Below are 12,299 nucleotides of genomic sequence, written 5' to 3' on the forward strand. Positions count from 1 at the left end.
AGACATTCGTCCGCATCCCGACGCGCGATCATGGCTGCGCTCTTTCCGGACGGCCGTCCACTACATTCGGATCAGCCCGTTCATCGAGGTCAGGGGGGACGGTCCATGGGCGGGACGGTCGGCCGCGCGCACGGTCCGTACACGCTGTACGACCTGGACGCGCTCCCCGAGGAGGGCCGCCGCTACGAGCTCGCCGACGGCTGGCTCAACGAGCTGCCCGGCGACGTGTGGCACGACCACGCGGCCGAGCAGCTCAAGACGGCCCTGAAGGAGGCGGCCCGGCAGGCGGACGCCGACGTGCACGTCGCCGGCGCGCCGCAGGACGTCACGACCCCGGCGGGAGTGCGCAAGCCCGACGTCTTCGTCGTCGCCCGCGACGTGGCCCGCGCGGCGCTCGAACGCCAGACCCGTACCTACTACGGCCCCGACCTCATCCTGGTCGCCGAGGTCGTCACGCCGCGCACGGTCAACGAGCAGATCGACCGCGTCCGCAAGGTGGAGGAGTACGCCGCGACCGGCATCCCGCACTACTGGCTCGTCGACCTGGAGCCGCGTCCCGCCGTCACCTTCCTGGAGCTCCGGGACGGCCGCTACGAGGTGGCCGGCAGGGCACGCTCCGGCGAGACCGTCACCCTGGACCGCCCCTACCCGATCGCCTTCGACCCGGCGCGCCTCTCCGAGATGGACTAGCCGGACGGGTCCCCGGCAAGATCGTCCTGACGGTCTAGGCTCGGAGCGTGCTGCTGCTCACGACGCTCGACGCCTGGCGGGCCCGGCCCGGACCCCGTTTCGCCCTCCGGGAGGCGGGGGCCGTGTGGGCGCCGGACGACGAGCCCGCGCTGCTGGCCGTCGCCGACCGGGAGTTCACCGGCGGCCAACTCGTCGCCGTCACCCTGGATCCGGCCCCCGGCGCGGTGCCGGCGCGCGGCGTGATCGACCGCACGACCGCGTCCCGCGTCCGCTACCTGCGGCGCGGCCCCGACGGCCGGCACGTCGCGGTCCTCGACCGGCCGGCGACCGCCGAGGCGCTGGACCTGCTGCCGCATCCCGAGGGCGGCTGGTACCGCGAGACGTGGCGGGCGGACGCGGCCTTCATCCCGGACGGCTACCCGGGCGAGCGGGCCGCCGCCACCGCCATCTACTTCCTGCTGCCGCCCGGCGAGGAGTCGATCTGGCACGCCGTCCGGTCGGCGGAGCTGTGGCTGTGGCACTCCGGGGGCCCGCTGACGCTGCTGCTCGGCGGGGACGGCGACCGGCCGTCGCCGGCGCCCGAGCCCGTCACGCTGGGCGCGGACGTGGCGGGCGGGCAGGTGCCGCAGGCCCTCGTCCCGCCCGGCGCCTGGCAGGCCGCCCGCCCGGCCGGGGACGAGGAGGTCCTGGTCAGCTGCGTCGTCTCCCCCGGCTTCGACTTCGCCGACTTCCGCGCCCTCCCCTGATCGCGGGGCCGCGCGGGAGCCTCACCGCTTGCGGCGCGGACGCACCGCCTGCTCGGCCCAGAACGGCTCCATGACCCGGCCGATCGCCCGGACCACGATGCTCAACTCGCCGTCCGACAGCGGGCCGAAGACGTCCGCGCCGACCGCGTCGGCCAGGGCGCGGGCCCTCCGGTGCAGGGCGCGGCCGTCCTCGGTGATGCGGACGCGGTACCGGCGCCGGTCGCGGGGGTCGCGGGCGCGCTCGCAGAGGCCGCGCGCCTCCAGGTCGTCCACGAGCCCGACCATCAGCGTCGGATCGAGCAGCAGGTAGTCGGCCATCTCCTGCTGCGACAGCGTCTCGGACGTGCTGAGCATCGCCAGCACCAGGAAGTGCCGCACCCGGATCCCGAGCGGTTCCAGCTCCTCCTCCAGCCGCTGCTCCAGCCACCACCCGCACTTGGACAGCTGGAAGCCCGCCAGGGCCGCGAGCCCCTCCGGCAGCCCGTCGCGCATGGAACCCTCCGCCATGGCAGCAGGGTATATCCGTTCGACCATCGATTGACTCGATCATAGAAAAGTTCGATTATCTACGGATGGCACCTACTCTCGGGCTCTTCGCCGTCAACCTGCACGCCTGCGCCGATCCGCACGTCGCCGCCCGGATCGCCGCCCTGGCCGAGGACCTCGGTTACGACTCGGTCTGGGCCGGCGACCACGTCGTGCTGCCGCGCCCGCGCGTCGCGCCGTCCCCCGCCGAGCCGGACGCGCCGTTCCTGGACCCGCTCGTCGCCCTCGCCCACCTCGCCGGCCGCACCGGGCGGATCGCGCTCGGCACCGGGGTCGTCGTCCTGCCGCAGCGCAACCCGCTGGTCCTCGCCAAGCAGCTCGCCAGCCTCGACGTGCTCAGCCGGGGCAGGCTCGTCTTCGGCATGGCCGCCGGATACCTGGAACCGGAGATGCGCGCGGTCGGCCTCCCGCCGGAGGGGCGCGGAGCCCGCGCCGACGAGTACCTCGCGGCGATGCGGTCCCTCTGGTACGACGACGAGCCGGCCTTCCACGGCCGCCACGTCGACTTCGCGGGGGTGGACGCCCACCCCCGGCCCGTGCAGCGGCCGATCCCCGTCGTGGCGGGCGGCCACGGCCCCGCGGCGCTGCGCCGGGCCGCCCGGCACGCGGACGGCTGGTACGGGTGGATGCTCGGACGCCGGGCCGCCGCGGAGACGATCGCACGGCTGCGGACCCTCACCGCCGAGGCGGGCCGCGATCCCCTGCACGTCTCGATCAGCCCGCCCCGCCCCCCGGACGCCGGTTTCGTCCGGGACTACGCCGAACTGGGCGTGGACCGGCTCATCATCGTCCCGCCCATGGGCGCCACAGCGTCCGAACTGGAAAGCTTCGTGACCGACCACGCCCCACGCAAACTGGGCGCCCGCCCAGCCCCCTGACAACCCGACACGAGCCCCCGCCCCAACGACAAACCGCAGCCTCAGCAACCCCCCACCACGACCACGCAACAACCTGAGGGCCGCGATCGCGTCCGAAGGCAGATTCGAGCGAAGCAAGAATCTGATCGCGCAGCGAGCCGCCAGGCGAGACGAAGCGATGCCAGCGATCGCCCCCACCCCCACGAAGAAACCGGTGCGCCGCCCCGACGCAAACCCCGCCAGGACGACACACCACAGCAACCCCCACCACAACCACGCAACAACCTGAGGGCCGCGATCGCGTCCGAAGGCAGATTCGAGCGAAGCAAGAATCTGATCGCGCAGCGAGCCGCCAGGCGAGACGAAGCGATGCCAGCGATCGCCCCCACCCCCACGAAGAAACCGGTGCGCCGCCCCGACGCAAACCCCGCCAGGACGACACACCACAGCAACCCCCACCACAACCACGCAACAACCTGAGGGCCGCGATCGCGTCCGAAGGCAGATTCGAGCGAAGCAAGAATCTGATCGCGCAGCGAGCCGCCAGGCGAGCCGGAGCGATGCCAGCGATCGCCAGCAGTGCCCGACGATGGAGGGCCCCCGGGCCCGAAGGAGGAGGGCACTGCAATAGACACAGCAGGGCCGCCAGGCCCGAAGGAGGAGAGAAAAGCTATGTGAACGCAGCGTCGAAGGCGGTGGTCGGGGGTTCCATGGTGTTGAGGGCGCGGACGAACTCCAGGGCTTCGGGGGCGCCTTGGAGGCGGTCCATTCCGGCGTCCTCCCACTCGACCGAGATCGGGCCGGCGTAGCCGATCGTGTTGAGGGCGCGGAAGACGTCCTCCCACGGGACGTCGCCGCGGCCGGTGGAGATGAAGTCCCAGCCGCGCCGCAGGTCCGCCCACGGCAGGTGGGACGACAGGCGCCCGCGGCGGCCGTCGCCCGTGCGGACCTTGGTGTCCTTGCAGTCGACGTGGTAGATCCGGTCGCGGAAGTCGAGCAGGAAGCCGACCGGGTCGAGTTCCTGCCACACGAAGTGGGACGGGTCGAAGTTCAGCCCGAAGGCGGGGCGGTGCCCGATGGCCTCCAGCGTCCGGACGGTCGTCCAGTAGTCGTAGGCGATCTCGCTCGGGTGCACCTCGTGCGCGAACCGCACGCCGACCTCGTCGAACACGTCCAGGATCGGGTTCCAGCGCTCGGCGAAGTCGGCGTAGCCGCGCTCCACCATCGCCTCGGGGGTGGGCGGGAACATCGCGACCGTGTGCCAGATCGAGGAGCCGGTGAACCCGACCACCGTGTCGACGCCGAGCCGCGCGGCGGCGCGGGCGGTGTCCATGATCTCGGCGGCGGCGCGCCGGCGGACGCCCTCGGGCTCCCCGTCGCCCCAGATCCGCTCGGGCAGGATCGCCTGGTGCCGCTCGTCGGGGTGGTCGCAGACGGCCTGCCCGACGAGGTGGTTGGAGATCGCCCACACCTTGAGGCCGTGCTCGGCGAGCGTCTCCAGCTTGCGCGGGACGTAGCCGTCGTCCGCGAGGGCCTTGTCGACCTCGAAGTGGTCGCCCCAGCAGGCGATCTCCAGGCCCTCGTAGCCCCAGCCGGACGCCAGCCGGCAGACCTCCTCGAACGGCAGGTCCGCCCACTGGCCGGTGAACAGCGTGACCGGTCGTGTCATGATTCGCTCCCTTCGACGTCGACCCAGCATCGGGACTCCGCGCTCCCGGCGACCGCGGCGAGGACGCGCTGCACCTGCAGGCCGTCGGCGAACGACGGGCGCGGGTCGGCGCCGTCCGCGATCGCGGTGAGCAGGTCGGCGGCCTGGTGGGTGAACGTGTGCTCGTAGCCCAGCATGTGACCGGGCGGCCACCACCGGTCGGTGTACGGGTGGACGGGCTCGGTGACGACGATCCTGCGGAAACCGGCGGTCGCGTCGTCCTCGTCGCGGTCGTAGAACCACAGCTCGTTCAGCGACTCCAGGTCGAACGCCAGGGCGCCGGAGGAGCCGCTGACCTCGATCCGCAGCGCGTTCTTGCGGCCGGTGGCGAACCGGGTGGCCTCGAACGAGGCGAGCGCGCCGCCGTCGGTGCGCCCGACGAACAGGGCCGCGTCGTCCACCGTGACCCGCGCCGTCCCGCCGCCCGGGACCGGGCGTTCCGGGACGAAGGTGTCCAGCAGCGCCGACACCCCGACGAGGTTCTGCCCGGTGATGAACTGCGCGGTGTCGATGATGTGCGCGCCGATGTCGCCGAGCGCGCCCGTCCCGGCCCGGTCGCGGTCCATCCGCCAGGTGAACGGCGCCCGCGGGTCGGCCAGCCAGTCCTGCAGGTACTGGGCCCGGACGTGCCGGACGGCGCCGATGCGCCCCTCGTCCACCAGCCTGCGGGCCAGGGTGACGGCGGGGACGCGCCGGTAGTTGAACCCGACCATCGAACGGACGCCGCGCTCGCGTGCCCGCTCCGCGGCGGCGGCCATCGCCTCGGCCTCCGCGACGGAGTTGGCGAGGGGCTTCTCGCACAGCACGTGCTTGCCCGCGTCGAGCGCGGCGACCGCGATCTCGGCGTGGCTGTCGCCCGGCGTGCAGATGTCGACGAGCTGGACGTCGTCGCGGCGGAGCAGCTCCTTCCAGTCGGTCTCCACCGACGCCCAGCCGAGCGCGTCGGCGGCGGCGCGGGCGCGCTCGGCGGAACGTCCTGCCAGGGCGGTCATGACGGGCGTCAGCGGCGGACCGAAGAACGGCCCCACGCTGCGCCACGCCTGGGAGTGGGCGCGTCCCATGAACGCGTGCCCGACCATCCCGACTCCGACGGTCGTCATTTCAGCTCACCTCTCTGTGTCGTGTTCCGGGGCGGGCCCCGGCCCCCGGGCCGGCGCACCCGCCCGCCGGGGGGCGGGTGCGCCGGCGCCCCCGCCGCTCAGGACTCGAAGCCGAGCGGCATGTACGTGTCGACGTTGTCCTTGGCGACCGTCTCGGAGGCCAGCGTGATCGACTGGGGCACCTGGAGCTCGACCAGGTCGGCCATGCCCTTGCCCTGCGCGATGAGCCGGCCCAGCTTGATCGCGGACGCGGCCATCGTCGGCGGGTAGGTGACGGTGGCCTCCAGCACGCCGCCGCCGGACTTGATCTCGCGCATCGCGTTGGCCGAGCCCGCGCCGCCGACCATGAAGAACTCCTTGCGGCCGGACTGCTTGATCGCGGCGAGCACGCCGACGCCCTGGTCGTCGTCGTGGTTCCACAACGCGTCGATCTTCTTGTGCGCCTGCAGCAGGTTGGAGGCGACCTGGTTGCCGGACTCCACGGTGAACTTGGCGTCCTGCTTCGCGGTGACGGTGTAGCCGTAGGACTTCAGCGCGTCCGCGAAGCCCTTGCTGCGGTCCTGCGTCAGCGGCAGCGTCGCGATGCCCTGGATCTCCACGATCACGGGTTTCGAGACGCCCTTGCCCTTCAGCTTCTTGCCGATGTAGTGGCCGGCGGAGACGCCCATGCCGTAGTTGTCGCCGCCGACCCACGTCCGGTACGACAGCTTGTCGGGGAAGACGCGGTCGAGGTTGACGACCGGGATGCCGGCGTCCATCGCCTTGCGGGCGACCTGGTTCAGTTGCTCCCCGTCGTTGGGCAGGATCACCAGCACGTCGACCTTCGCGCGGATCAGCGACTCGACGGCGGAGATCTGCTGGTTGATGTCGTTGGTCGGCTCGACCGGCTTGAACGTCACGTCCTTGTACTTCTTGGCCTGGCCCTCGGCGTTCTTGGCGATCGCCGCGATCCAGCCGTGGTCCGCGGCGGGCGCGGAGAACCCGATGGTGACCTGCTTGCCCGGCTTGTCGTTGTCGCCGGCGAGCGACCCGGCCTGCGCCGCCGGGCTCGGGTCGCCCTTCTCGCTGTTGCTCGTGCAGGCCGCGGCGAGGCTGCCCGCCGCGACGACGGCGCCGCCGAACAGGACGCCTCTGCGGGTGGGACGGGGGCTCTGATCACGCATGACGTGCTCCTGATCAAGGGATGGGGCGTCCCCCGCCGCGCGTTCCCCGGGACGCGCGGCGCCGGACTGGGGTGGGTGTCGGGCGGTGACGAGAGGGAGGTCAGGTGGGCGAGCGGAGCCCGCGGCGCTGCAGCAGCACGGCGATCACGATGATCGCGCCCTTGGCGATCAGCTGGTCGCTGGTCTGCAGGCCGTTCAGGATGAACAGGTTGGTGATGAGGGTGAACACCAGCACGCCGAGGATCGACCCGGCGACGGTGCCGCGCCCGCCGGTGAGCAGCGTCCCGCCGATGATGACGGCGGCGATCGCGTCCAGCTCGTACAGGTCGCCGTGGGTGCTGGAGCCGGTGGTGGTGCGGGCCATGATGATGAGCGCGGCGATGCCGCAGCAGAACCCGGACAGCGCGTACAGCATCAGGGTGTGCCGGCGGACGTCGATGCCGGCCAGGCGCGCCGCCTCGGGGTTGCCGCCGACCGCGAACGTCCGGCGGCCGAACGTGGTGCGGTTGAGCAGCAGCCACCCGGCGGCGGCGACCGCGGCGAAGATGTACACGACGAGCGGCAGCCCGAGCACCTTGGTGGTGGACAGCGCCTCGATCGCGTCGTTCTCCGGCCGGACGAGCTGGGTCCTGCGGTCCGACATCCGCTGCGCCAGCCCCCGCGCCGCGACGAGCATCGCGAGGGTGGCGATGAACGGGACCAGCCGCCCGTAGGAGATCAGCAGCCCGGTGACGACGCCCGCGCCGGTGCCGACGATGACCGCGCACAGCGCCATCACCACCGGGCCGTAGGACTGCGTCGCCACGGTCGTCGCCCACACCGACGCCAGCGCCATCACCGACCCGACGGACAGGTCGATCCCGCCACCGATGATCACGAATGTCTGGCCGACGGTGATCACGCCGATGGTGGCGGCGAGCGCGAGGATGCCGACGACGTTGCCCGACGTCGCGAAGTTGCCGGGCTCGGTCACCAGGCCGACGACCGCCAGCAGCACCAGCGCGGCGACGAGCCCGAGGTGGTGGATCTCGCGGCTCCCCGCGGCGCCGCCCCGCGCGAACGGCCGCCACGGCCCCCCGCCCCCGCTCTTGCCGGTCGGGCGGGCGGGCACCCCGCCGCGCTCGCCCGCGTTCTCCTCGGTCCGGGGGGCCGACCCTCCGGAGTGAAAGGTGCCGGTCACAGGGCACTCCCCTCCATGATCATGTTGAGCACGGCGGCCTCGTCGAGGTCGCGGGCGTCGCCGGTGTGCACGACGCGCCCCTCCCGGACGACGAGGACGCGGTCGGCGAGCCCGAGCACCTCGGGTACCTCGCTGGACACCAGCAGCACCCCGATCCCGCGCCCCGCCAGCTCGCGGATCACCGCGTACAGCTCGGCGCGGGCGCCGACGTCCACGCCGCGGGTGGGCTCGTCGAGGATCAGCAGCCGCAGCCCGGCCGTGCCGAGCAGCCAGCGGGCCAGCACGACCTTCTGCTGGTTGCCGCCCGACAGCGTCACGACCGGGCGCCGCGGGTCGGGGGGCCGGATGTCGAGCGACGCGATCTGGCGCCGCACGTCGGTGAGCTCGCGGCGGCGGCTGAGCCAGCCGAACGAGGCGTAGCGGGCCAGCGAGGCGACGCTGACGTTCGCGGCGACGGTCTCGTTCAGCAGCAGCGCCTGGCTCTTGCGCTCCTCGGGCGCCATGCCCATGCCGCGCCGCACCGCCGCGCCCGTGTCGCCGGGGCGGACGGGGCGGCCGTCCACGAGCACCCGTCCGCGCGCGGCGCGCCGGGCCCCGTAGACGGTCTCCAGGATCTCCGAGCGCCCGGACCCGACCAGGCCGGCGAGCCCGACGATCTCGCCCGCGCGGACGGTGAGCGACACGTCCTCGAAGGCGCCGGGCAGCGTGAGCCCCTCGACCTTCAGCACCTCGGGGCGGCCGTCCTCGGGCTCGGGCCGCGGCGGGAACACGTACTCCACGTCGCGGCCGGTCATCAGCGACACGATCTCGTCGGTGGAGGTGCTCCGCGCGGGCAGGCCGCCCGCGACCGACCGGCCGTCCTTGAGGACGGTCACCCGGTCGCCGATCTCGCGGATCTCCTCCAGCCGGTGGGAGATGTAGACCACCGCCACGCCGTCCGCGGTCAGCTCCCGGATGATGCGGAACAGGTTGGCGACCTCGTCGTGGGCGAGCGCGGCGGACGGCTCGTCCATCACGATGAGGCGCGCGTCGTGCGACAGGGCGCGGGCCATGCTGACGACCTGCTTGCCCGCCGCCGGCAGCCGCCCGACCTCGCGGCGCGGCGGGATCTCTCCGTGGCCGAGCCGTCCGAGCAGCGTGCGCGCCGCCCGCTCGGCCTCGCCGCGGCGGGTGAAGCCCAGCCGCGCCTTCTCGTGGCCGAGGAAGATGTTCTCGGCGACCGACAGGCCGTCCACCAGGTCCAGTTCCTGGTAGATGGTGGCGATCCCGGCTCGCATGGCGGCGGTGGGACCGGCGAGCCGCACCGGCGCCCCGCCGAACAGGATCTCACCCTGGTCGGGCTGGTGCGCGCCGGCGAGCACCTTGATGAGCGTGGACTTGCCGGCGCCGTTCTGGCCGAGCAGGCAGTGCACCTCCCCGGGGCGGACGTCGAGGTCGACGCCGTCCAGGGCGCGGACGCCGGGGAACTGCTTGACGATGCCGCGCATCCGCAGCATCGGTTCGGGTTCGGGCGAGCCCATCGGGCCTCCTCGGGGGCCGGAGAGGGGGTCAGGACGCGGAGAAGACGTGGTCGCTGATGAGCCGGGCGCCGCCGACCACGCCGGCGGCGCCGGCGAGCTCGGACAGCACGATCGGGAGGTTGCCGGTCGCGAGCGGCGCTGACCGCCGGTACACGACGCTGCGGATCTCGGCGAGCAGCGCGTGGCCGAGGCCCGCGACGCCCCCCGCGATGATGACGAGGCCGGGGTTGAAGAAGCTGACCAGCCCGGCGAGGACCTGGCCGACGTGCCGGCCGCCCTCTCGGATGATCTGTACCGCGGACGGGTCGCCGGCCGCGGCGGCCTCGCCGACGTGCTCGGCCGCCAGCTCCCCGTGGGTCTCCAGCAGGGCCGCGAGCGCGGGCGAGCGGCCGGACCGCGCCGCCGCCTCGGCGTCCCGCGCGAGCGCCGCGCCGCCGAAGAACGCCTCCAGGCACCCGGCGTTGCCGCAGGCGCAGGTCGGGCCGTCGTCGTCGACCCGGATGTGGCCGATGTCCCCGGCGCTGCCGGACACGCCGCGGTAGATGGCGCCGTCCACCACGATGCCGCAGCCGATCCCGGTGCCGATCTTCACGAGCAGGAAGTCGTCCACCGACCGGGCGAGCCCGGCGTGCAGCTCGCCGAGGGCCATCAGGTTCACGTCGTTGTCGACGAGCACCGGGCAGCCGAGCTCCTGGCCGATCGCGTCCCGCACCGGGAACCGGTCCCAGCCCGGCATGATCGGCGGGACGACCGGCATGCCGTCGCGGAAGCTGACCGGCCCGGGCACCCCGATGCCCGTCCCGTGCACCTGCGGGATCAGGCCCTCGTCGCGCAGCTTGCCGAGCAGGTCCAGCGCCCGCTCCAGCACCACGGTCGCGCCCTGCCGGACGTCGCACCGCTCGCTGACGTGCCCGAGGACCTCCAGCGCGCCGTCGGTCACCGCCACGTCGATCGAGGTCGCCCCGATGTCGAAGGCGACGAACCGCAGCCGCGGCGACAGCCGGACGATCCCCGACCGCCGCCCGCCCCGCGAGGCCGCCAGCCCCGCCCCCTCCACCAGGCCGAGCTCGACGAGCCGGTCCAGCTCGACGGCCAGTTTGGACCGCGACAGCCGGACGACGTCGCCCAGCTCGGCGCGCGAGCGCGGCCCCTCGTCACGCAGCAGCCGCAGCAGGCGTGCCTGGTGCACGTTCTGCGGGCGAGCCGACATGCGCATCACGCCGTCCTCTCGGGATCGCGCCCGGCGCCGTGTGACGCCGGTCTCATGGCCGAGACCGTAACCCGCTTTCGCCGCCTTGAGAAGACCTTTCCCCTAAATAACCCCAACTTTCTCCACTCACAGGACAAAGTCACAGAAACGCAACGCCCCCGCCCAGCGCACACAGCACCCCGAGCGAGCCCGCCCCCCACCTACACGCCCACCTCAACCCCCACCGCACCCTCGCGGCAACCCCAACCCCCGCGATCGCCTCAGACGCACAACGGCCCCGCCCAGCGCGCACACACGCACCGAGCGGGGCCGCACCCCGCCTACACGCCTACCTCAACCCCCGCCCACCGCGATCGCGCCCGAGGGCAGGTTCAAGCGAAGCGAGAACCACCGCCGAAGCCAGGCCGCACACCACCGACACGCCGACCCCAGCCCCCACCGCAACCCCAACCCCCGCGATCGCGTCCGAGGCAGGTTCGAGCTTGCGAGAACCTGATCGCGCAGCGAGCCGCCAGGCGAGCCGGAGCGATGACGGCGATCGCCCGCTTTTATCGACGATGGAGGGCCGCCAGGCCCGAAGGAGGAGAGAAAAGCTAATAGGAAACAGTCTGTCGGCCGGTGCTCATGGTTCGCATGATGTGTTCGACGAGGCTGATGAGGACGCGCTTGGCGTCCTCGCGGTCGCGGACGTCGCAGGAGATCACGGGAATGTCCGGGGACAGGTCGAGGGCGTCGCGGACCTGGTCGGCCGAGTGCTGCCCGGCGCCGTCGAAGCGGTTGACCCCGATGATGAAGGGGACGCCGCGGCGTTCGAAGTAGTCGACCGAGGCGAAGCAGTCGGCGAGGCGGCGGGTGTCGACGAGGACGACCGCCCCGAGCGCGCCCTTGGCCAGTTCGTCCCACATGAACCAGAACCGGTCCTGGCCGGGGGTGCCGAACACGAACAGCACCAGGCCGTTGGGCAGCGTGATGCGCCCGAAGTCCATCGCCACGGTCGTGGTGGTCTTGGACGCGACGGCGGTGGTGTCGTCGACCCCGATGCTCTTCTCGGTCAGCGCCTCCTCGGTCCGCAGCGGGCGGATCTCACTGACCGCGCTGACCAGGGTGGTCTTGCCGACGCCGAAACCGCCGGCGACGAGGATCTTTACCGTCAGCGCCGAGTCGCCCTGCTGGGCGCCCGCGTCAGAGCGCACGGATTCCATCGATCACTTCCTTGAGTACGCGCTCGCTGGGGAACTGCGCCACCGGCGCGGGGCGCCGGACCTGTATCAGCGAGTGGTCGAGCAGGTCGCCGAGCAGGACACGGACCACCCCGAGGGGAAGTTCCAGATCCGACGCTATCTCGGCGACCGACAACGGGGTGCGGCAAAGCTCCAGGATCATGTCATGTTCCGGCTCCGGCGCCCATGGGGTCGCCGGGAGTGCGTGGGCGTCCTCCGCGGGTTCGGGCGGGTCGGCCGCGACGATCAGCGCGACCAGGTCGAACTCGACGCCGTCGTAGTGCGTCCGGCCCCGGGTGAGCGCGTACGGGCGCACGACGGGGCCCGCCTCGTCGTCGTACCAGGCCGTGCCGCCCACC

At 72.8% G+C, this 12,299-nt stretch carries 12 protein-coding genes; 3 read left to right on the top strand and 9 right to left on the bottom strand.

The features are described from left to right. The first annotated feature begins 105 nt into the window (after positions 1-105). Both CHC11_RS25225 and CHC11_RS25230 read left to right on the top strand, forming a co-directional pair. Positions 106-690 carry a Uma2 family endonuclease gene (locus CHC11_RS25225; protein ID WP_089314300.1) on the top strand — a complete coding sequence of 195 codons (585 nt, stop codon included), beginning with the start codon at positions 106-108 and terminating at the stop codon, positions 688-690. Positions 691-737: 47 nt separating this feature from the next. After that, on the top strand, positions 738-1,436 hold the full coding sequence (locus CHC11_RS25230) for a cupin domain-containing protein (RefSeq protein WP_245919741.1): 699 nt from the start codon (positions 738-740) through the stop codon (positions 1,434-1,436). 21 nt (positions 1,437-1,457) lie between these two features. On the opposite strand, the gene CHC11_RS25235 is transcribed toward CHC11_RS25230, so the two are convergent. Further along, positions 1,458-1,943 (bottom strand): MarR family winged helix-turn-helix transcriptional regulator, encoded by a 486-nt coding sequence (locus CHC11_RS25235; protein ID WP_179278991.1) that lies wholly within the window; start codon positions 1,941-1,943, stop codon positions 1,458-1,460. Positions 1,944-2,008: 65 nt separating this feature from the next. On the opposite strand from CHC11_RS25235, the gene CHC11_RS25240 reads away from it, so the two are divergent. Continuing rightward, positions 2,009-2,860, top strand: coding sequence for an LLM class F420-dependent oxidoreductase (locus CHC11_RS25240; RefSeq protein WP_089314302.1), 852 nt, complete (start codon positions 2,009-2,011; stop codon positions 2,858-2,860). A 649-nt stretch (positions 2,861-3,509) separates the two neighbouring features. On the opposite strand, the gene CHC11_RS25245 is transcribed toward CHC11_RS25240, so the two are convergent. From CHC11_RS25245 to CHC11_RS25280, 8 genes are all read right to left on the bottom strand, one after another. Continuing rightward, positions 3,510-4,508 (bottom strand): sugar phosphate isomerase/epimerase family protein, encoded by a 999-nt coding sequence (locus CHC11_RS25245; protein WP_089314303.1) that lies wholly within the window; start codon positions 4,506-4,508, stop codon positions 3,510-3,512. Then, entirely contained in the window at positions 4,505-5,647 is a 1,143-nt protein-coding gene (locus CHC11_RS25250) for a Gfo/Idh/MocA family protein (protein ID WP_089314304.1), read from the bottom strand. Before CHC11_RS25250 ends, CHC11_RS25245 begins: the two co-directional genes overlap by 4 nt. A 98-nt stretch (positions 5,648-5,745) precedes the next feature. Next, positions 5,746-6,810: an ABC transporter substrate-binding protein gene (locus tag CHC11_RS25255; RefSeq protein WP_089314305.1), complete on the bottom strand. Its 1,065-nt coding sequence runs from the start codon at positions 6,808-6,810 to the stop codon at positions 5,746-5,748. Between the two features lie 100 nt (positions 6,811-6,910). After that, a complete protein-coding gene (locus CHC11_RS25260) occupies positions 6,911-7,990 on the bottom strand; it encodes an ABC transporter permease (protein ID WP_245919743.1) in 1,080 nt (359 codons plus the stop codon). Next, positions 7,987-9,510: a sugar ABC transporter ATP-binding protein gene (locus tag CHC11_RS25265; RefSeq protein WP_089314306.1), complete on the bottom strand. Its 1,524-nt coding sequence runs from the start codon at positions 9,508-9,510 to the stop codon at positions 7,987-7,989. Before CHC11_RS25265 ends, CHC11_RS25260 begins: the two co-directional genes overlap by 4 nt. A gap of 28 nt (positions 9,511-9,538) precedes the next feature. After that, a complete protein-coding gene (locus tag CHC11_RS25270; RefSeq protein ID WP_218826239.1) occupies positions 9,539-10,726 on the bottom strand; it encodes an ROK family transcriptional regulator in 1,188 nt (395 codons plus the stop codon). A gap of 587 nt (positions 10,727-11,313) precedes the next feature. Continuing rightward, on the bottom strand, positions 11,314-11,922 hold the full coding sequence (locus CHC11_RS25275; protein WP_089314307.1) for a GTP-binding protein: 609 nt from the start codon (positions 11,920-11,922) through the stop codon (positions 11,314-11,316). Further along, positions 11,903-12,298: a DUF742 domain-containing protein gene (locus CHC11_RS25280; protein ID WP_089314308.1), complete on the bottom strand. Its 396-nt coding sequence runs from the start codon at positions 12,296-12,298 to the stop codon at positions 11,903-11,905. Before CHC11_RS25280 ends, CHC11_RS25275 begins: the two co-directional genes overlap by 20 nt. Between the last annotated feature and the right edge of the window lies 1 nt (position 12,299).

It is taken from the genome of Actinomadura mexicana (assembly GCF_900188105.1).
In the GTDB taxonomy this organism is placed as follows: Bacteria; Actinomycetota; Actinomycetes; order Streptosporangiales; family Streptosporangiaceae; genus Spirillospora; species Spirillospora mexicana.

Excerpts from the sequence above, each read along its gene's own strand:
- CHC11_RS25225 (WP_089314300.1), top strand. The coding sequence starts at position 106 with ATGGGCGGGACGGTCGGCCGCGCGCACGGTCCGTACACGCTGTACGAC.
- CHC11_RS25240 (WP_089314302.1), top strand. The coding sequence starts at position 2,009 with ATGGCACCTACTCTCGGGCTCTTCGCCGTCAACCTGCACGCCTGCGCC.
- CHC11_RS25265 (WP_089314306.1), bottom strand. The coding sequence starts at position 9,510 with ATGGGCTCGCCCGAACCCGAACCGATGCTGCGGATGCGCGGCATCGTC.
- CHC11_RS25255 (WP_089314305.1), bottom strand. The coding sequence starts at position 6,810 with ATGCGTGATCAGAGCCCCCGTCCCACCCGCAGAGGCGTCCTGTTCGGC.
- CHC11_RS25235 (WP_179278991.1), bottom strand. The coding sequence starts at position 1,943 with ATGGCGGAGGGTTCCATGCGCGACGGGCTGCCGGAGGGGCTCGCGGCC.
- CHC11_RS25250 (WP_089314304.1), bottom strand. The coding sequence starts at position 5,647 with ATGACGACCGTCGGAGTCGGGATGGTCGGGCACGCGTTCATGGGACGC.
- CHC11_RS25245 (WP_089314303.1), bottom strand. The coding sequence starts at position 4,508 with ATGACACGACCGGTCACGCTGTTCACCGGCCAGTGGGCGGACCTGCCG.
- CHC11_RS25275 (WP_089314307.1), bottom strand. The coding sequence starts at position 11,922 with ATGGAATCCGTGCGCTCTGACGCGGGCGCCCAGCAGGGCGACTCGGCG.
- CHC11_RS25270 (WP_218826239.1), bottom strand. The coding sequence starts at position 10,726 with ATGCGCATGTCGGCTCGCCCGCAGAACGTGCACCAGGCACGCCTGCTG.